This window comes from Thiothrix sp. (assembly GCF_028714775.1).
GTDB lineage: Bacteria > Pseudomonadota > Gammaproteobacteria > Thiotrichales > Thiotrichaceae > Thiothrix.
In genome coordinates this window covers 66112-85953 of the sequence record NZ_JAQTLS010000019.1, presented here as the reverse complement: position 1 = coordinate 85953, position 19842 = coordinate 66112, and the positions used below count along the sequence as shown (strand labels likewise).

Here is a 19842-nt window from a genome sequence, read left to right as displayed (position 1 = left end):
ATCAGCGGGCGTTTTGCAATCGGTTAAAAGCTCATCCATCAGGACGGGATCAAGGGTTTCCATGTGACTGCTCCTTGCGGGGGGTCCGCTGTTATATAGCAGTTACACAGTTCAGTTTACAGTCTCATCACAGGGCTTTAATTTTCTCCAACTGCCCCACCAACTGCCCCAACGCCGCCCGCTGCTCATCCGCCTGCTTGCGCGTCTGTTCAAGCACTGCTGCCGGAGCTTTGTCCGCAAACGCCGGATTATTCAGCCGACCTTCCAGCCCGCCGAGGTTCTTTTGCAGCTTCTCGATTTCTTTGCTCAGACGCGCAATTTCTGCGTCTTTGTCGATCAGCCCCGCCAGCGGGATGAGGATTTGCATCTCGCCGACCAGCGCAGTAGCCGATTCCGGCGCATCCGCTCCAGCTTCCAGCCAGGTCACGTTGCCGACTTTCGCCAGCGTCCGCGCAAACGCTTCGCTGGTGGTGAACAGTGCCTTGTCGGTGTCGCTCCAGTTTTGCAGCAGCACATCCAGCACTTGCCCCGGCTTGATGTCCATCTCGGAACGGATGCGGCGGATGCCCATGATGAAGGCTTTCACCCATTCGATTTCCGCCAGCGCTGCCTGATCAACCAGCGCAGTGTCGGCGACGGGGTAGGGTTGCAGCATGATGGAATCGCCGGATACGCCTGCCAAGCCCTTGATGTTCTGCCAGATTTCTTCGGTGATGAATGGCATGATCGGGTGCATTAGGCGCAACGCCGCTTCCAGCACTCGCACCAAAGTACGGCGCGTGCCACGTTTGGCAGCTTGGTTGTCGTTGGCTTTGCCCAAAATCGGCTTGGTCAGCTCCAGATACCAGTCGCAGTATTCGTGCCACGCAAATTCGTACATCGCTTTGGCGGCAAGATCGAAGCGGTAGTTGTCGATGTGGTCAGCAACTTCAGCCTCGGTCTGTTGCAGCAAGGAAATGATCCAGCGATCCGCCGCTGACAATTCCACGGGTAGGGGCGGTTCGCGAACCGCCCCTACGGATGCCCCGACGGATACGGAGGCATCGTCTAATCCCGTATCTTGATTTTCGCACTGCATCAGCACGTAACGCGCCGCGTTCCACAGCTTGTTGCAGAAATTGCGGTAGCCTTCCAGCCGTTGCATGTCGAAGCGGATGTCGCGCCCAGCGGTGGCGAACGAGGCAAACGTCATGCGCAGCGCATCCGTGCCGTGCGGGGTAATGCCGTCGGGGAATTGCTTGCGGGTGGCTTTGTCGATTTTCGCGGCGAGTTGCGGTTGCATCATGCCGCTGGTGCGTTTGGCCACCAGTGCTTCGAGGTCGATGCCGTCGATAATGTCGAGCGGGTCAAGTACGTTGCCCTTGGATTTGGACATTTTCTGCCCGTCTGCATCCTTCACCAGCCCGTGGATGTACACGTCGCGGAACGGCACGTCGCCCATGAATTTCTTGCCGAACATGATCATCCGCGCCACCCAGAAGAAGATGATGTCGAAACCGGTCATCAGCATTTGCGTGGGGTAGAAGGCTTTCAGGGCTTCGTCGTCAACATTCGGCCAGCCGAGCGTCGAAAACGGCCACAGCGCGGAGGAGAACCACGTATCTAGCACGTCCTCATCCTGACGCAACACGAGGTCGGCAGGCAGGTTGTATTTGCTGCGCACGTCATCTTCGGAACGCGCCACGTAGACATTGCCTGCCTCGTCATACCACGCAGGAATGCGATGCCCCCACCACAACTGGCGCGAAATACACCAGTCGTCGAGGTTGTTCATCCAATGGTTGTAGGTGTTCACCCAGTTGCCGGGAATGAAGCGCACTTCGCCGCTCGCCACCACGTCAATCGCCGGTTGCGCAATCGCGGTTTTGCCGCCGGGTCGTCCGTCATCCAGCGTCTCGCGGGTCAAATCCACGTACCACTGATCCGTCAGGTACGGTTCAATCACTGTGCCGGAACGGTCGCCACGCGGAACCATCAGTTTGTGGTCTTCGATTTTGTCCAGCAAGCCGAGCGCATCCATGTCCGCGACGATTTGCTTACGCGCCGCAAAGCGTTCCAGCCCTTGATACTTTTCGGGTGAAACCTCGTTTATGCAGGCATCAATGGTGAAAATATTGATCAGCGGCAGGTTGTGACGTTTGCCCACCTGATAGTCGTTGAAATCGTGCGCCGGAGTAATCTTCACGCAACCCGTGCCTTTTTCGGGGTCAGCGTAATCGTCACCCACCACCGGAATCAACCGTCCCACCAGCGGCAGCACTACATTTTTGCCGATCAAATGCTGGTAACGCTCGTCTTTCGGGTTCACGGCAACGGCGGAGTCACCCAGCATGGTTTCCGGGCGTGTCGTCGCAACGATGAGGAATTCGTCAGTGGCATTGCCCGCCGCATCCGCCAGCGGGTAGCGGAAGTGCCACATATTGCCGTTTTCTTCTTCAGACACGACTTCAAGGTCGGAAACGGCGGTGTGCAGCACGGTATCCCAGTTCACCAGCCGTTTGCCGCGATAGATCAAGCCTTCTTCATGCAGGCGCACGAACACTTCGCGCACTGCTTCCGACAAGCCTTCGTCCATCGTAAAGCGTTCGCGTGACCAGTCGGGGGTCGTCCCCAAACGGCGCAATTGGCGGTTGATGGTGTCGCCGGATTGGCCTTTCCACTCCCAGACTTTTTCGAGGAAAGCTTCACGGCCTAAATCGTGGCGGGTCACACCTTGCGCGAGCAATTGGCGTTCCACCACCATTTGCGTGGCGATACCTGCGTGGTCAGTGCCGGGTTGGTAGAGGGTTTTGTCGCCCTTCATGCGGTGGTAGCGGATCAGGGTGTCGATCACCATCTGGTTGAAACCGTGCCCCATGTGCAGCGTGCCGGTGACGTTCGGCGGCGGGATCATGATGCAATACGGCTTGCCTTCGCCTTTGGGGGCGAAATAGCCGCTTTGTTCCCAGTGCTGATACCAGCGTTGTTCGATGTCTTGAGGTTGGTAGGTCTTATCCATGTGCCGCTACTTTCATTAAATACGAAAAAGAGCGGCATTATAACGCGAAATGTTTACTTTAGCAGGGTAGAAAGCTCACGGATGAGTTCATCGCGGGCTTGGTCGATGTGTTTTTCAAACGCGGCATCGAGTTGGGAGGATGCACGGGGAGTCGAGGAGTTAGCTTCGGAGCGGATCGCGTGGGCACGTCCCAAACCAGCGTATTCATCTTGCCCAGTGGCGGCTTGCAGCTCGGCAATGCGGTCTTTCAGGCGTTGCTCGAAAGCGATACGGCGTTGTTGTTTGACGTGTTGGTTTTTGCTCTGTTCGATAACATCAGGATCGCCCGCACGCACTAGGTCGGTAATGACGGGTATACGGATGGTTTTATCGAAATCCTGTCTCATGCGGCGTTTATCGTGTTCAAATCTGAAGTTGATGGTATTCGAGATTATAACCACGATCCCGATAAAACTGATAGCGTTTGCGACCAGCGAGCAACACGGGTTCCTCCTGATCCAAAATTTCCGCCAAACGCTCAAAACGCGAGAAAAAGCTTGGGATTTCATTGGACAGGTTAATCAGGAAGCCGCAATTTTCCATCGGCTCATGATCATGCCCAATCAGTACCCGCGCGGCGGCATCTTTTGCGCCGACCAGCGCGTGCGGGATGAACGCAAGGTCATTGAATGTCCACAGCATATCATCCAGTTGGGCGCTGGTGGTGGGGGCATCGGTGTGGATGTAGGTGTACAGTTTACGCACGTGCGCTTTTTCCACCAGCTTGCAGGCCAAGTTTAGGCGTGCCTGCAAGCTACTGGTTTTTCCCACATAAAAATCAATCTTGGTCATACGTGCGCGTGGTTGAGCAGGATTTGGCAAAGCAAAGGAACAGGGCGTCCGGTAGCACCTTTCGCTGCACCGCTACGCCATGCCGTACCTGCGATGTCGAGGTGCGCCCACGGGTAGCTTTCGGTAAAGCGCGACAGGAAGCAAGCGGCAGTGATTGTGCCACCCGGAGCGCCGCCGATATTCGCCATGTCCGCGAAATTACTTTTCAGTTGCTCTTGGTATTTGTCATTCATCGGCAAGCGCCACACTTCATCACCGGCTTGTTTGCCTGCGTTGAAAATTTCATCTGCCAAGCCGTCATTGTTGCTCAGCAAGCCGGAGGTGTGATGCCCCAGCGCGGTGATGCACGCCCCGGTGAGGGTGGCGATGTCGATTACCGCATACGGGTTGAAACGTTCCACGTAAGTCAGCGCGTCGCACAATACCAAGCGGCCTTCGGCGTCGGTGTTGAGGATTTCGATGGTCTTGCCGGACATGCTGGTCACGATGTCGCCGGGTTTGCTGGCTTTACTGCCGGGCATGTTTTCCGCCGCTGCAATCACACCGATCACGTTAATGGGTAAATCCATAGCAGTGCAGGCGGTCATTGTGCCAATCACGCTGGCAGCGCCAGTCATGTCGAATTTCATTTCATCCATTGCCGCGCCCGGCTTGAGGGAAATGCCGCCAGTATCAAAGGTGATGCCTTTGCCGACCAACACCAATGGCGCTACCCCGGTTTCGCCGCCGTGATATTGCAAGATAATCATCTTGCCCGGTTCGATGCTGCCCTTGGAAACCGAGAGGAAAGAGCCCATGCCGATGGCTTCCATATCACTTTCTTCCAGCACGCTGATGTCGAGCTTGTCGGAAGAACCAGCCAATTCCTGCGTAACCCGCACCAGATACGTGGGTGTGCAGACGTTGCCGGGGCTGTTGGCGAGGTCGCGGCTGATTTGCATCCCTTCGGCAATGGCTGCGCCTTGTTTGGTGGCAGTGCTGAAATCGCCTGCGAGGGTGTGGGCAATTGTCCAGCTTGCCAGCGATGGCGCTTCGTCTTTTTTGCTTTTGTAGGTGTTGAAGGTGTAAAGCGCATCGGCAACGGCAGTGACGGATTGGCGCACTGCGGCTTCGATGGATGCAGTGTTGGCTTCGTCACTGAGGAAGCAAACGGTATTGCTGACCTTGGCGGTTTTCAGCGCATTGACTGCCGCTTGGGTCACTTGCGTCAGGGTTTCCAGTGTCAGTTTGTCTTTTTCGCCCATACCAACCAGCAACACGCGCTTGGCAGTAATGCCAGCCAGTTGGTAGAGCATACTGGTGGTGCGGCCTTTGTCGCCGTTAAAGTCGCCGAGCGCCAAATGGCTATGGATTGCACCATTGCTGGCGATGTCCAATTGCGCGGCAGCAGCAGACATCTTATTGCTTTTGTAAATGCCCACCACCACGCAGTCGGTGAGTAGGGTAGCAGCGTTGGCGGAAGGCTCGAAGTGGTAGATCATGCGGTATCCTTACAGTCGTTTTTGGTGTTTAAACAGCCGCTCAGTTTACACGAACCAGCCGTGTATGCGAAAAACGGTCATGCCAAGTAAGCCTTTCGGAGTCGATAAGGGAAACAAGGAAGCCTATCCCTAACGCGGCTGCGCTGAGTACTGCCCAACCAAAGCGGGTGCTTGCCTGTTGTTGGTTGATGGGTTGCCCATCTGGGGTGACGACGCGCAATTTCCACGCCCGCATTCCCAGCGTTTGTCCGCCGTGTGTCCAGAACCACGTAAAGAAACCGTAGGTCATGGCGGCGTATGCCAAAATCATCAATGCCGCAGGTGGTTTGATACCTGTCAGTGCGGTAAAACTGACCGACACGATGCCCGCGATGATGACGATGCTAAAGCCCGCGAGCACGGTGTCGTAAATCATTGCACCGAGGCGACGGAGGAGAGTGGCAGTTTGTTTGGGGTTCATCGACCATACCTTGCTGTATTGGACACAGGTTGCCGACTATAGCAGATAGCGGATTTAAACGCTTTTGTTGAGTTAAGTCCTTAAGGTAGCAAGGTTTCACGCCTATAATAAGCGTCGGTCAGACACATATGCATCCATAGAATACGGAAAAACGAGGGAATATTATGCGTAATTTGTTGTTAATCAGCTTGTTGCTGCCAGCCTTAGCCATGGCAAATGCCACCATTCCGACGGAAGACCTGAAGGGCACGGAGGATTTGCTTTACCTCAAGCGCTACGAGGGTTCTTTTATTGTTGATCGGGGGCAGCAAGCATTTGAGGAGTTTGTCCTGCCGACTTCCAAGCTGGAAAAGACCGATAAAATCGACAGCCACAACAACCACGTCTACCTGCCGCCGCAAAAAGTGGATGTGGAAGGCAAGTTGACCCGCTTGATTTATGTTGCCCCGGCAGATCGTACCCCGCTGGAAGTTATCCGAAACTATCAGGAAGAGCTGACAGGCAAGGGCGGCAGCGTGTTGTTTGAGTGCAAGGATGAGGAGTGCGGCGGTAATTTCACCTACGGCGCGGATTCCGGCGGCAATGATACTGGCATGGTGCAACTGGTTTACCCCGATGCGCAAATGATGCAGCCGGATTTCACCAACGGCAATTGCGCCCTCAACAGTTGGCACGCCAACCAACGCTATGCTTCTATGAAACTCACGACCGAAGATAAGACTGATGTGCATTTGGCACTGTTGGTTTACACCTTGAAAGACGACCTCTATTGCAAGGCATTAAATGGACGCACTATCGTGGTTTTGGCTGCTGCCGAAAGCAAGGCACGGGAACAACGTATGGTGACAGTCGTCCCTGCTGAAGACATGGGCAAAGGCATTGGCACGGATGGGCATATCGCGCTGTACGGCATTTATTTCGACTACGACAAAGCCGACCTCAAGCCTGATTCCAAACCGCAGTTAGAAGAAATCGCCAAAATGCTGCAAGCTGATACCGCCCTTAATGTGGTGGTGGCGGGGCACACCGATAACCAAGGCGAAATTGCTTACAACCTCGACCTGTCGAAACGGCGGGCAGAGTCTGTGGTACAGGCATTAGGCAAAGATTATGGCGTTGACGCCAAGCGCCTGACCGCACAAGGGGTCGGGATGGCGGCTCCGGTTGCCAGCAATGATGCCGAAGAAGGCCGCGCTAAAAACCGCCGGGTTGAAATCGTCAAGCGCTAATTGGCAAGGAATGGGAGGGGATTATTTCCCCTCCAAAAAATTCCGCAGCATGTCATGCCCGTGTTGGGTGAGGATGGATTCGGGGTGGAATTGCACGCCTTCCACAGGCAGCGTTTTGTGTTTCACACCCATAATCTCATCCAGCTTGCCATCCGCCGTTTCCGTCCACGCGGTAATTTCCAGACAGTCGGGAATGCTGGCCTGTTCGATCACTAGCGAATGGTAGCGGGTGGCTTCAAACGGGCTGGGTAAGCCAGTGAAAACGCCTGTGCCGTTGTGATGTACCAAGGAAATTTTGCCGTGCATGATTTCTTTGGCGCGGATGATTTTGCCACCGAAAGCTTGCCCGATGGACTGATGCCCAAGGCATACGCCCAGAATCGGGATTTTGCCCGCAAAACGCAGCAGGGTGGGGATGGAAATGCCTGCTTCCGTCGGGGTGCAAGGCCCTGGTGATAGCACGATTTTGTCCGGCGCAATATCGTCAATCGCTTCGACGGGGATTTCGTCGTTGCGCACGACTTGCACATCTGCACCCAGTTCGCCGAAGTATTGCACGAGGTTGTAGGTGAACGAATCGTAGTTGTCGACCATTAGCAATTTCATGTTCACCCTCCTTATTTATGTTTGCCGTTCAAGCCGGATAATGCCGCACTGGCAGCACGGAACACCGCACGCCCTTTGTTCATGGTTTCATCCCACTCCGATTGCGGCACGGAGTCGTAAACGATGCCTGCACCCGCTTGGATATGCAGCACATCATCCTTGATCACGGCGGTGCGGATGGCGATCGCGGTATCCATATTGCCATTCCAGGCCAAATAGCCGACTGCGCCCGAATACACGCCGCGCTTCACAGGTTCGAGTTCGTCGATGATTTCCATCGCACGGATTTTCGGCGCACCGCTGACTGTGCCTGCGGGGAAGGTGGCGCGTAACACGTCCATCGCATCCAGACCGGGTAGCAGTTTGCCGGTGACGTTGGAGACGATGTGCATGACGTGGGAATAGCGTTCCACGATCATTTTGTCGGTGAGTTTGACCGAGCCGATTTCGCTGACGCGCCCCGCATCGTTGCGCCCAAGGTCGATCAACATCAAGTGTTCAGCCAGTTCTTTCGGGTCGTTGAGGAGTTCGGTTTCGAGTTCCTTATCACGCTGTTCGGTGTCACCCCGACGGCGCGTTCCGGCAATCGGGCGCACAGTAATTACGTCGTCTTCAAGGCGCACCAGAATTTCCGGCGAGGAACCGACGATGTGAAAATCACCCAGATTCAGGAAATACATGTACGGCGACGGATTGAGGCGGCGCAAGGCACGGTACAAGTCCAGCGGTGGCGCGGCAAACGGGATGCTCATGCGCTGTGAGAGCACCACTTGCATAATGTCGCCTGCTTTGATGTATTCCTTGGCATCCAACACCGCTTGCTTGAAACCGTCTTCGGTGAAGCCGGAAATGAAATCGCTTTCTTCTACCTGTGTCGCTTTGGGCGCGGGTTGGTAGAGGCGGCGGGCTTCTTGCAACTGGCGTTCGAGTGCATCAAGGCGTTGCTGGGATTGCTTGAAACCGTTGGCTTCTGCCAAAACGATCAGGTGCAATTCACCGCGCAAATTGTCGAATACCACCACTTCATCCGACACCATTAGCACGATGTCGGGTGTGCCGATCGGGTCAGGCTTATCGCGCCCGTTGGCGAGCTTTTTCTCGATGTAGCGGATGGTTTCGTAGCCGAAATAGCCGACTAACCCACCGTTAAAGCGTGGCAAGTCTTCGATGTCGGGTACGTTGTATTGCTGCTGAAATTCAGTAATCCATGCCAGCGGATCAGCTACGTCAACGGTTTCCACAGGTTGGTGGGCGCGATGCACTTCCACATGCAAGCCAAATACCTTGATGATGGTTTGCGCAGGCAGGCCGAGCATGGAATAACGACCCCATTTTTCCCCGCCCTGTACGGACTCGAACAGGTAGGAGTAGGGCGCGTCAGCGAGTTTGAGGTAGGCACTTAACGGGGTATCAAGGTCTGCCAGTATGGTACGGCGGACAGGAACGCGGTTGTAGCCTTGGGCGATATAGGTATCAAAGATGTCCTGATTCATGAGAACTTCCAAATAAAACGGTCAACGAAACACTTCCAGCAGGGTATCAGCAGGAACGCCATCGCCACGTTTTAGTCGGAAAGTGTTTCATCATGCGCAGTTGATCAGGTTGTTTAATTCGGTCATGGAGTCTATCACAGCATCAGGATGATAGTTGCGAATATCTTCGCCGTGATTATAGCCGTAGGTCATGCAGATAATCTGGAAATCAGCAGCGCGGGCAGCTTTCACATCAGACTTGGAATCGCCAATCATTACCGCATCTTCGGGCTTTACACCCAGCTTTTCAGCAGCGTGGAGCAGGGGCAGTGGGTGAGGCTTCTTTTCCGGCAAGGTATCGCCACTGACGATGATCTCGAAACGGTCAAAAATGCCCAAATCTTTCAGTAATGGCAGGGTGAATTGTTCGGCCTTGTTGGTCACACAACCGAGTTTCAGCCCCTTACAACTTTGCAGGAAATCCAATCCTTCCACTACGCCATCGTACAAACGGCTGCGTTTGGAAGTATTTTCCGCATACAGTTCCATGAAAATCGGCATGGCGCGGGCAAACAACTCGGCGTCCGGGTAGCCATCCAGATCGTTGGTCAGGGCGCGTTCGGTCAGGCGTTGCACACCATTCCCAACCCACTGGCGCACCGCTGCTTCACCACGTACTGGCATATCCAGTTGCTTCATCATTTCATCGACGCAAAACGCAAGGTCGGGAACGCTGTCAACCAGCGTCCCGTCCACGTCGATCAATACCATTTTGGGATTGAACATGCGTGTTTAGACCTTTGCTGCCGCCAATTCTTTACGGAATTCAGCAATGATGCTGTTGTAATGGTTCGGGTCAGCTTTGTTGGCAACGTTGAAAATCGCAGAGCCAGCAACGAACGCATCTGCGCCTGCTTCCTTGATTTCGCGGATATTGCCCGGTTTTACGCCGCCGTCGATTTCCAAACGGATGTCAAAACCGGAATCGTCAATCATCTTGCGGGCTTGGCGCAGTTTGCCCAAGGTGGCAGGGATAAAGCTTTGACCGCCGAAGCCAGGGTTGACGGACATCAGCAGGATCATGTCCACTTTGTCCATCACGTATTCCAGCACTGACAACGGGGTGGCTGGGTTGAATACCAAGCCAGCTTTGCAGCCTTCGTTGCGGATCAGTTGCAGGGTACGGTCAACGTGTTCGGAAGATTCCGGGTGGAACGTGATGAAAGTCGCGCCCGCTTTGGCAAAGTCAGGAATGATGCGGTCGACTGGCTTGACCATCAGGTGCACATCAATTGGCGCGGTTACGCCGTGCTTGCGCAGGGCTTCGCAGACCAAGGGGCCAATGGTCAGGTTGGGGACGTAGTGGTTATCCATTACGTCGAAATGCACAATGTCTGCCCCGGAGGTCAGGACGTTAACCACTTCTTCACCCAAGCGGGCAAAGTCAGCGGACAAAATGGATGGTGCGATGAAATCAGCTTGACGTGCCATTAAACCTTCTCCTCATGCGTGGCAATCAAAAACGCCACAACTCTACCGCAAAGGGTGCACCAATACAGCCCTTCCGGGGGAGATAGGCTTACAGGGTGGAATACAGCAGCCCGACTGAGTATTGGTCAGCGTCAGTTTCATAGGCGGAATCAGAGCCGACGTTGAACATGTGTTCCCATTCCCCGCGTAAATGCAGGTTGTCGTTCAGTTGGTATTGCGCCCCAGCGCCCAGTAATGGGCTGGTTCCATCCGCTTTGCTGGAGGTGCTGGTTCCGCCCGCTGTTTGGCTGGTTTCACGGTTCCAGAACATCGCCCCGGCTTTACCGAAGGCTTCAATTTGTGGCGCAACGGGCAAATAGCCCACGCCGCTGGCGCTGATACCACTTAACGTATTGTTTATACTGGCAGGTGTGCTGCCAATCGTGCCATTTTTGCTGGTTTTGCCGAGCTTGTTGTAGGCAACTTCCGCGCCCCACATGGGATCAAACCGTGCCCCGCCGAATACTTTTACAGCAGTATCCTTGTTATCGCAGGAACCCTCAAAAAATGGGTCGTTGCAGGTGTCACCTTGCTGGCTTACCCCAACGCTACCCCCGACGTAGAGCTTTGTGCCGTTCATGAATCCAGAAGGTGCTGTGGTGTAATTGTCGGCGTAAGTGATGTTAGCTTGGGGCAGTAACAGCACTAAAAACCCTATTTTTTTCATGGTATGTTACCTTTCTTATTGTTATAAGGTTGAAAATACAGCGCCAACGCTCAATAGGCTGGGTTCGGTTTTGGATGCGCCTTTGCCTACACCAAAGCCGCGTTCGTACTCGCCCCGGACAGAAAAGTTGTCATTAATTTTATACTGAGCACCTGCGCCTAGCAGCCCACCGAAACCACTCTCGGATGAAGAGGTGGATTGGTTGCGCTCGTCTTCTGGATCGTCATCTATTACCGCTGTACTTTTATTCTCTTGGCTCCAATGCATAACACCCGCTTTGCCGAGTATTTCTACCCGTGGCGCTACCGGCATTGATACAGTGCCAGCGGCGTAAATGCCAGTTAAATCACTTTTTGCAGAACTTGAGCCAATAGGGATGCCTCTGACGGATAAAAGTTCGCCTGCGGAAGAGCTTTCACCAAACTTGATGTAACCCCCCTCAACCCCTAGTTTGGGCAACGTGCCGTCAGGGGCATTGGGTTTTAATTGTGCGCCTGCAAAGACTTTGTAACCCGTGCCGGAATCTGTGCAGCCCGTTGAACCTGACAGTGTATTGCAAGCGCCGTCTTGCGATGCGGTGCCGACGCTGCCGCCAGCATAGAAGTCCATGTTGGATGGTACGCCAAAGCCTTCCATCCCGCCCCCCGCGTGGGCAGCACTCGCCCACAGTGCAACGCCTGCGAATGTGCAGGAAAGATAAGTTTTCATAGCAAGCCCCTCGTCATGATTGCCCCCTTTACCCGTCGGGGGATTTTTTATAGTGAAGAAAAAGTAACCCCCACGCTCAGCAAGTCCACATCGCCCTTATGTGCGGCACTGCCTACGTCTTTGAAGCGTTCCCATTCTGCCCGGACACCCATATTGTCGCCCAGATCGTAATTTGCCCCCGCGCCGACCAAAACATCCGTGCCCTTACTGTCTGTTTTGCCGCTGCTGTCGGTGTATGTGTCGCTCCAACGCGCAACACCGGCCTTGCCGAACACTTCAATCTGTTCATTCATGGGGAAGGTTGCCAAACCTGCGGCAGTGATAGCTGTCGTCTTTTGTGAAACAGCGCCATTAGCGTCTTGGCCTTGCTGTTTGCCGAGGTCGACGTAGCCGCCTTCCAGCACAATGTTGTCATTCATGCGTACCCCGCCGAACAGCTTCCAGCTTTTTCCGTCTGCGTCACAGTTTTGCAGGGTATTGCAGAATCCATCCGCTGTGGTTTTGCCCACACTGCCGCCGAGATAGTTTTCGGCTTGTTGCGATGATTTCATGGGAGTTAGCGGGGAAAAGGGTTTGGATGACGTTCCTGCCGCGTGTGCTGCGCCAGTTAGCGACAAAGTGAGCAGCGCTGCTAAGTTGGCTGCTGTGGAAATAATGGTTTTCATAAAGCCCCTAATGATTATTGTAATGTGGGTCTCAGCTAGCTTTATGATATAGGGAATTTGTTAGGGATCGTAAGGACGATCCGACAGGCGGCAAAGGGCGCTATTTTTTTGCCCTTTCCGCCTGTTTTATCGGCATTATTTCAATTTCAGTGCGGCTGCCCGTTGCGGGAAATTCAATTCCAGTACCCGCAGGCTGTCGGCTGCCAAATCTGGCTTACCCAGCTTGTTAGCGGCACGGACTTTAATTTCCAGTGCATCAATGACTGCTGGGGAACCTTGATAGTGCTTGATGGCGTATTCCGCACGGTTAAATGCTGCCAGCCATGCGCCACGCATCATGTAATAGTTCGCCACGTTCACTTCGGATTGGGCAAGGCTATTACGAAGGTGTTGGACACGCTCGGTAGCATCCGGGGCGTATTTGCTGTCTGGGTAACGGGTCAGCAGGTGGGAAAAGTCTTGGAAAGACTCTTTCTGCCGCACGGTATCCAAGTCAGCAATACTGCGTGGGAAAACCTTATCGACGATGCTGCTGCCTCGGTTGAAGTTCACCAATCCACGCAGGTACAAGGCGTAATCCACGTCCTCGCTGCCGGGATTCATGCGCAGGAAGCGGTCAATCGCATCCAGTGCAGAATCAGCCTCGTCATACTTATAGTACGCATAGGCTTTTTCCAGTTGTGCCTGTTGGGCAAAGCGACCTAGCGGGTAGCGGGCTTCCAGCGACTCGTATAGGGTGACTGCACGTTCGTAGTCACCGCCATTCAGCGCTTCTTTCGCCGTCCCGTAAATCTTGTTGGCAGACCAGCCCTCGGTTGGGTCTTTTTCCGTTTGCGAGAAGATGGAAGTCGCTTGGGAGAAGACCGAGCACCCGCTGAAACTGACCGTCAGTGCCAGCATACCTGTTAGGTAGATGCCAGCTTTGAATCTTTTTGTGGTTATCGACATTTGCTTAACAACACATGATGATAGAATGAGTTTCGAAGTATAGCGTATTTAACCGGATTAAGAATGCTCCAAAACCAACAGTTCGTCAGTAAAGTACCACCAGCAATGGATGGTCAGCGTCTCGATCAGGTCGTCGCCAGCCTGTTCCCCCAGTATTCCCGTAGCCAACTCCAGAAATGGATCAAATCGGGGTATGTTCGGGTCGATGATAAAATCTTCAAACCCAAGGAGCGCTTAACCGGCGGTCAAGAGATCATAATCAATGCGGTACTCGAACCGCAAACAGAATTCGATGCGGAAGACATTCCCCTCGACATTGTGTACGAAGATGATGCCATCATGATCATCAACAAGCCTGCGGGTTTGGTTGTCCACCCGGCAGCAGGTAATTGGTCGGGAACCTTGGTCAACGCCTTGCTGCACCACAATCCGCAACTGGAAATGTTGCCGCGTGCGGGGATTGTTCACCGTCTCGACAAGGATACTACCGGGCTGATGGTGGTCGCAAAAACCTTGGAAGCGCACACCGTCTTGGTTGAAGCGCTGCAAGTGCGTGATGTCAGCCGTGAATATTTGGCCTTGGTGCATGGCAAAGTGATTGCGGGTTCCACCATTGAAGCCAATATCGGGCGGCATCCGCTCGACCGCAAGCGTCAGGCTGTCACTGAGGGCGGCAAGGAAGCGATTACCCATTACCGTGTGGAAGAACGTTTTTCCCACCACACCTTGTTGCGGGTCGCGTTGGAAACTGGTCGTACCCATCAAATCCGTGTGCACCTAAGTTGGAAGCACATGGCGATTGTCGGTGATCAGGTGTATGGCGGGCGTCCACGTGTGCCTGCCGGGTCAAGTGAGGAACTGCGGGCGGCGGTGCAAGCGTTCCCGCGTCAGGCATTGCACGCCACCCGCTTGGGCTTGACTCATCCGGCAACGGGCGAACACATGCAGTGGGAAGCGTCCGTTCCGGCAGATATGGCGGAGTTGCTCGTGGTGCTGCGTTCTGAGCAAGCTCCCTGATTGAAAACAGTGCGCTGTTCTTCAATACAGGAACAGCGCGGTTGTCGCCTGCCGGTCGTTTCAACGCCAAGATACTGCTACACTCTAGCCAACCCTAAGCATGTAAAAATAATAATGGACGTATCTGAGCTATGGCGACAGCAGAAGCATCGGTTTCCAACCAACGGTTTATTCCCTTTTCTGAAAGCAAGGCGCGTGAATGGGTGGCAGCATTGCCACAAGCTGACCCCGGCGAAACGACCCGGCGCATTTTTCATGGGCTGATTGATTTGAACCGCCGGGCGGTGCTCCCGCAGACCCGTTTGGCAATCAGCGAGATGTTGAGTCCAGTGATGGCAATGGCACTGGAAAACCTGCAACGCCATCTGGTTGCCCGCGCGTTCCCCCTATCGCAAAAAAGCCAAAAGATTTTTGAATTGACCCAATCGTTGATGCTGGAGTTTGCTGGCTCGTGGCAAGTGGCGGCGTTGGACATCCTCACCAAGAAAGAAGGCACGAAGAAGCAGTTGCAGCAGGCGATTTACCACGCGATTGATTACATGGGTAAAGTGCTGCTGCTGACCTATTCGGTGTATGCGCAAAGCCGCGAAACGCTCTGGCACGATATTCATCACTTGTATTTGTTGGCAGCGGAACACGGGATTGATAAGGCCAAGTTGCGCGATGCCAACCCCGGTGCGCCGACCATTGAGGCGCGTTACATCCAGATGAACCTGTTGGCATTAGCGAAACCGTACAGCTTGCGCCAAGGGGAAGTGGAGCGGGTGATGCATTATTTTATCCGCCATACGCCCTTGGTGACGATTTCGAGTGATGCGGAAGGTTTAGTGGGGGGCAATGTCCATGCCGCGATGCTCAACAGCGATGAACCAGCGGTTTTGATGCCATCCAGCGATTTGCCACATTCCCCGACCGTGCGGGTGCTGAACCTGAATGGATTGCTGGCAATGATGGATGCTGATATTCGCAAATTAGAAAATGGCAATGCCGCGACCTTGGTGTTGCAGAGTGGTTTGAGCCGCAATCTGGCGAAACGGGTTATTTTCCACCTGACGGCGGTGCGTAACCGCAGCTTTAACCGTTTCCCGAAAAAGGAAAAGATTGGCATGGTGACACGCATGATGGACGTGTTACCCGTTGTCCGTGATCTGCAAAAGCAGGATGCAGGCGTCAGCACCGAAGAAGAGGATATGTTGTTCAACGTGTTCGTGTCGGGGGATTACGGCTCGGAAGAGGAAGTGCGCAGGGCGGTGATTGCCCCGCAAGTCAAGGAGGCCGAAGGCGCTCGCATCCAGACGTGGAAAGTACTCAATAGCAGTGTGGGTGGTTACGGTTTGTGTTGGGAAGGCAAGGAAGAGTCCGGGGCGCGGGTCGGAGAAATCGTCGCATTACGTGACCTGACCAATGATACTTCGGTGTGGATGATTGGCGTCATTAAGTGGATGGAGTTTGTGCGCGAAACCGGCTTGTGCTGCGGGGTGGAATTGTTGTCGACCAAGGCGATGGTGCTGACCGTAAAGCAGGTGATTAACCGTACCTTGCGCCAGAAATTGCCCGTGGATGGCTTGATGTTGCCCAGTATTGTGGGGATACGCCCTGATCCGGCGTTGGTGTTGCCTGCTTATATTTTCCAGCCGGGGGATGAGATTTGTCTGGAGTTCGCTGAGCGTGAGGAACGGGTGAGGCTGATCCTGTTGGATGAGTGTTTGGGCGCGTTTGCGTATTTCCGCTTTACCACCTTGGCAGAAAAGGCACTGGACGAGGAAGAAGATGACTTTACCTCTTTATGGCAGTCGTTGTAGGCGGGTTAAGCAGTTTGTCCACCACTAGCGATCGGTCATCGGGCTTTCTGTAGGCTTGTCGCGGGTGGGTGCGTATCTTCTAAAGCATGAGAAAGCAGAAGATACATTGTGTGGTTGTTGATCGGGACGCGGAAATGGTTGCCACGTTGGAGGCGGCTTTGCGCAGTTCCGGGGCCTTATTGGAATTGGTGCGGGTTGCTTCCATGCAGCAATTGACGCCGGTTTTGGTTGAACACAAACCCCATTTGTTGTTTTGTCCGCACATTCGGACAGAGCGTTCTGCCGCCTTACTTGAATCGCTGCAACGTTATTCACCCGATACTTTGTTGGTATGGGTTTCCCCCGAAGCATGGCAAGGTTTAGCCACGGGTTCGGCGGGTGTGGAATCATGCATTTTACCGCTCAATGATGTGGAATATTTCGGGCAGTATGTCGACTTTCTATTGCATTACTCCCTGCTTAAACACGAGTTCCGCCAAAGTAAACACTTATTGGGGATTGCCGAATTACGCTGCCATTGGTTAGTGGATTATTCGTGGGAAGCGATAGCCTATGTTTCCCAAGGAGCGCACCTTTACGCCAATAATGCTTACCTCACGCTGTTTGGGTTTGGGTCGGTTGCCGAATTGCGGATAATACCCGTGGCGCAATTGGTAGATGCGGAAGAACGCAAAGTGTTTGAGGCATTGGGCAAGGCCACCGATGTGGGTAGCAAGCCTTCCAACCGCTTATTGACAACCTTGCTGTTGTGGGATGGCGGGAAGATGCGGGCGGAAATCCGTTTCATCCCGGCAGTGTTGAAGGGCAAGCGCTGCTACCAATTGCATGTGCATCCGCTGGAAAAACAGGCGCGTGCCACGCCCATTCCAAGGGTCAAAGAGAACCCGTGGGATAAAGCTAGCCAATCTTTTGAGAACATTCCTGCGCCAACCGCACAACCACAATCTTCCCCGACCCCGCCAACGCGGGAACCGCCGCTGGCTCAGATACAAGCGGTTTTCTTGCCGAGTATTAAACTCCGTGAAAAATTGCCGCTGATGTACTTCGCGGAGCCAGAATTCCATGCATCGGGCGGGGAACAGCTTGGCTATGACAGCTTGGTGTTGCAACTGCGTAATGAGGTGGCGCGTTTCCGTTTGGATTACTGGAATTTGGGGCAGACCCTTTTGCGTTTGTCGTCCCGTAAAGCTGATGCTCCCGGTCATCTGATTTTTGTGTCTGTTGGCAAGGGGATTTTTGATAATGGGGACTGGTGCAAACGTTTGCTTGGTTTACTGGTGGCTGCCCCGGAAGTCGCCCGACAAATTGTGATCGGTGTCCAGTATCAGGATTGCGTTGCAGACATCAGGCACTTTAGTCGGGTGGCGAAGTGGTTGCGTGCTGCTAAGGTGCATCTGGGAATTGACAATGTGGTGGAAGATGCCCGCTTGTTGGCGTTCATCCGCGTGGTGAAACCTGCTTTTGTGCGCTTAGTTCCGGCACTGGCTGCCAACGCAGGGGTTAATACCGAGGATGCACGGCGTTTACACAAGCTAGTCCACCAGTTGAGTGAAACCGGCAGCAAGGTGATTGTCAGTGGTGTCAATGAGGCCGCAGCCTTGAGCTTGGTTTGCGCTACGTCTGCCTCCTACATACAAGGCAGCATCGTCAGACATCAATAATTAATGATAATAAGTGGGTGTGGTATGTCAGTTAACGAGTTCAAGGTTGCCCTAGTCGTTGATGGCGAATACGTTTCGGCATGGCAGCATTTGATGCTTGAACGCCTGTTGGCAGTAACGGGTGTGTCGGTTACGGCGCTTATTTTTCGTCAACCTGAAATCCCCTCGTTTTTTCAGGGCTTAAGCCAGTACTTGTTAAATGGTTTGCGTTGGTTTGACGCGCGGGTATTTCAGTGCCCCGTTACCGCACTCAGGCAGCAAAGTGTGTTGGATATTTTGGGGGACATCACAGTTTGCGATGCAGGTAGCCCGCGTTACCAGCAATTATTAATGGATACATCGGTGGATGTGGCGCTTGACCTGACTGGGCAAGCCCCATTAGCTGAGATGCTGGCATGGGCAAAATACGGTGTCTGGCGGCACTTTTACGGCAATCCGGCAGTATTGCGGGACAGTCAGGTCGGGGTACGCGAGTATATCGGCAAGCAACCTGAAATTGTTTGTGGCTTGGAACGGGTAGTGAGTGGCAGTGGAATGCCAGAATGGCTGTTCTATGCCACTACCAGCACCGATCGGCTTTCCATTAGCCGTAGCATGGAACGTACTTTGTGGAAAATGGCGGATTTTATGCCGCAACGTGTGCAGGAATTGATGCAACTTGGCGAAAGCCGGTTTGTGCGTAATGCGCAGGTGCGTGCCACCCATTTTCCATTGGCACAGGCATACGCCGATGTCCCCGCCAGTGTTTGGATGGTGTTGCGGGTATTGGGGCGTTATCCCCTCAATTTCATGATTAAACTTTACAAGTCGATGTTCCGTGCCGAGCAATGGGTATTGTTGCTGGGAGAGCGCCAGTGTGTCAGCGATGCTTCGGTGTTGGTACATTTCCGCAAGTTGATGCCGCCGCGTGACCGTTTCTGGGCTGACCCTTTTGTGGTGGAACACGCCAATGAGAACTACATCTTTTTCGAGGAATTGGTGTATGCGCGGGGTGTAGGGCATTTATCCTACATCAAATTGAACCCTGATGGTAGCCATACTGAACCAGTGAAGGTGCTGGAACGCCCTTATCACTTGTCATACCCTTTTATTTTCAAGCATCAGGGGCAATATTACATGATCCCTGAAACTGCCGCCAACCACAGCATTGAGTTATACCGTTGTGAGGAATTCCCGCACCGTTGGGTATTTGAAAAAATTTTGATGGGCAATGTGGAAGCTTATGATACCACCTTGTTTGAACATCAGGGGCTATGGTGGATGTTTACCAGTATGCGCCACCATGAAAAATGTTTGCCCAATGAGGCGTTATACCTGTTTTATGCGGATACCCCGTTCACGACGCAGTGGCAGCCCCATCCGCAAAACCCTATCGTGACGCAAGCGGCTAATGCCCGCCCCGCAGGCAGTATTATTGAAGAAAATGGCTATTTATATCGCCCCGCACAGAATTGTGCTGGCGCTTATGGGCGTGGTTTGAACCTTAACTTGATCCGCCAATGGGACACGACGGATTATCAAGAAGACATCGTTGGCTATTGCTTGCCGGAAGGTAAACATGACATGAATGGGGTGCATACCTTTGGGGTCAGTTCAACGGTGTCCGTGTCAGATGCCCTGTATGTGCATCGCCGTTTGGGATGGCTAGACCGTTGGTTAGAACAGTTTAGCCAGTGGCAACCGCCTTTTTTTAAACAGGTTGGGATCAAGAAGCGCCATTTATTGATGGTATCGCTGCCGTTGGCCTTTTTGTGGATGGATTCATGA

At 53.6% G+C, this 19842-nt stretch carries 18 protein-coding genes; 5 read left to right on the top strand and 13 right to left on the bottom strand.

What is annotated here, in order from left to right:
• Nucleotides 1–127: 127 nt before the first annotated feature.
• Genes PHE17_RS16325 through PHE17_RS16305 form a run of 5 tightly spaced genes read right to left on the bottom strand, consistent with a single transcriptional unit; the run spans nucleotide 128 to nucleotide 5770 of the window.
• Entirely contained in the window at nucleotides 128–2998 is a 2871-nt protein-coding gene (locus PHE17_RS16325; protein ID WP_301016967.1) for a valine--tRNA ligase, read from the bottom strand.
• Nucleotides 2999–3051: 53 nt separating this feature from the next.
• A complete protein-coding gene (locus PHE17_RS16320) occupies nucleotides 3052–3384 on the bottom strand; it encodes a hypothetical protein (protein ID WP_301016966.1) in 333 nt (110 codons plus the stop codon).
• A 16-nt stretch (nucleotides 3385–3400) separates the two neighbouring features.
• A complete protein-coding gene (locus tag PHE17_RS16315) occupies nucleotides 3401–3829 on the bottom strand; it encodes a DNA polymerase III subunit chi (RefSeq protein ID WP_301016965.1) in 429 nt (142 codons plus the stop codon).
• A complete protein-coding gene (locus tag PHE17_RS16310) occupies nucleotides 3826–5310 on the bottom strand; it encodes a leucyl aminopeptidase (RefSeq protein WP_301016964.1) in 1485 nt (494 codons plus the stop codon). Before PHE17_RS16310 ends, PHE17_RS16315 begins: the two co-directional genes overlap by 4 nt.
• A gap of 40 nt (nucleotides 5311–5350) precedes the next feature.
• Complete coding sequence (locus PHE17_RS16305; RefSeq protein WP_301016963.1) at nucleotides 5351–5770, bottom strand: RDD family protein; 420 nt, start codon at nucleotides 5768–5770, stop codon at nucleotides 5351–5353.
• 164 nt (nucleotides 5771–5934) lie between these two features.
• Here PHE17_RS16305 and PHE17_RS16300 point away from each other — a divergent pair, with 164 nt between their 5' ends.
• The gene (locus PHE17_RS16300) at nucleotides 5935–6999 is read left to right on the top strand and encodes an OmpA family protein (protein ID WP_301016962.1); all 1065 of its coding nucleotides are present in this window, start codon (nucleotides 5935–5937) and stop codon (nucleotides 6997–6999) included.
• A gap of 21 nt (nucleotides 7000–7020) precedes the next feature.
• Here PHE17_RS16300 and PHE17_RS16295 read toward each other — a convergent pair whose 3' ends face one another.
• From PHE17_RS16295 to PHE17_RS16260, 8 genes are all read right to left on the bottom strand, one after another.
• Nucleotides 7021–7605: an aminodeoxychorismate/anthranilate synthase component II gene (locus PHE17_RS16295; RefSeq protein ID WP_301016961.1), complete on the bottom strand. Its 585-nt coding sequence runs from the start codon at nucleotides 7603–7605 to the stop codon at nucleotides 7021–7023.
• An 11-nt stretch (nucleotides 7606–7616) separates the two neighbouring features.
• Nucleotides 7617–9098 (bottom strand): anthranilate synthase component I, encoded by a 1482-nt coding sequence (gene trpE / locus PHE17_RS16290; RefSeq protein ID WP_301016960.1) that lies wholly within the window; start codon nucleotides 9096–9098, stop codon nucleotides 7617–7619.
• Nucleotides 9099–9188: 90 nt separating this feature from the next.
• A complete protein-coding gene (locus PHE17_RS16285; RefSeq protein WP_301016959.1) occupies nucleotides 9189–9863 on the bottom strand; it encodes a phosphoglycolate phosphatase in 675 nt (224 codons plus the stop codon).
• A gap of 6 nt (nucleotides 9864–9869) precedes the next feature.
• Nucleotides 9870–10568, bottom strand: coding sequence for a ribulose-phosphate 3-epimerase (gene rpe / locus PHE17_RS16280; RefSeq protein ID WP_301016958.1), 699 nt, complete (start codon nucleotides 10566–10568; stop codon nucleotides 9870–9872).
• A gap of 88 nt (nucleotides 10569–10656) precedes the next feature.
• The gene (locus PHE17_RS16275) at nucleotides 10657–11274 is read right to left on the bottom strand and encodes an outer membrane beta-barrel protein (protein WP_301016957.1); all 618 of its coding nucleotides are present in this window, start codon (nucleotides 11272–11274) and stop codon (nucleotides 10657–10659) included.
• Nucleotides 11275–11295: 21 nt separating this feature from the next.
• Nucleotides 11296–11982 (bottom strand): outer membrane beta-barrel protein, encoded by a 687-nt coding sequence (locus tag PHE17_RS16270; protein WP_301016956.1) that lies wholly within the window; start codon nucleotides 11980–11982, stop codon nucleotides 11296–11298.
• A gap of 47 nt (nucleotides 11983–12029) precedes the next feature.
• Nucleotides 12030–12647: an outer membrane beta-barrel protein gene (locus PHE17_RS16265; protein WP_301016955.1), complete on the bottom strand. Its 618-nt coding sequence runs from the start codon at nucleotides 12645–12647 to the stop codon at nucleotides 12030–12032.
• 135 nt (nucleotides 12648–12782) lie between these two features.
• On the bottom strand, nucleotides 12783–13595 hold the full coding sequence (locus PHE17_RS16260) for an outer membrane protein assembly factor BamD (protein ID WP_301016954.1): 813 nt from the start codon (nucleotides 13593–13595) through the stop codon (nucleotides 12783–12785).
• A gap of 63 nt (nucleotides 13596–13658) precedes the next feature.
• On the opposite strand from PHE17_RS16260, the gene rluD reads away from it, so the two are divergent.
• The 4 genes from rluD (at nucleotide 13659) to PHE17_RS16240 (ending at nucleotide 19842) form a co-directional block, all read left to right on the top strand.
• Nucleotides 13659–14612 (top strand): 23S rRNA pseudouridine(1911/1915/1917) synthase RluD, encoded by a 954-nt coding sequence (gene rluD, locus PHE17_RS16255; protein ID WP_301016953.1) that lies wholly within the window; start codon nucleotides 13659–13661, stop codon nucleotides 14610–14612.
• Between the two features lie 131 nt (nucleotides 14613–14743).
• Nucleotides 14744–16414 (top strand): hypothetical protein, encoded by a 1671-nt coding sequence (locus tag PHE17_RS16250; protein ID WP_301016952.1) that lies wholly within the window; start codon nucleotides 14744–14746, stop codon nucleotides 16412–16414.
• A gap of 110 nt (nucleotides 16415–16524) precedes the next feature.
• Nucleotides 16525–18075 carry an EAL domain-containing protein gene (locus PHE17_RS16245; protein ID WP_301016951.1) on the top strand — a complete coding sequence of 517 codons (1551 nt, stop codon included), beginning with the start codon at nucleotides 16525–16527 and terminating at the stop codon, nucleotides 18073–18075.
• A gap of 24 nt (nucleotides 18076–18099) precedes the next feature.
• Entirely contained in the window at nucleotides 18100–19842 is a 1743-nt protein-coding gene (locus PHE17_RS16240) for a hypothetical protein (RefSeq protein WP_301016950.1), read from the top strand.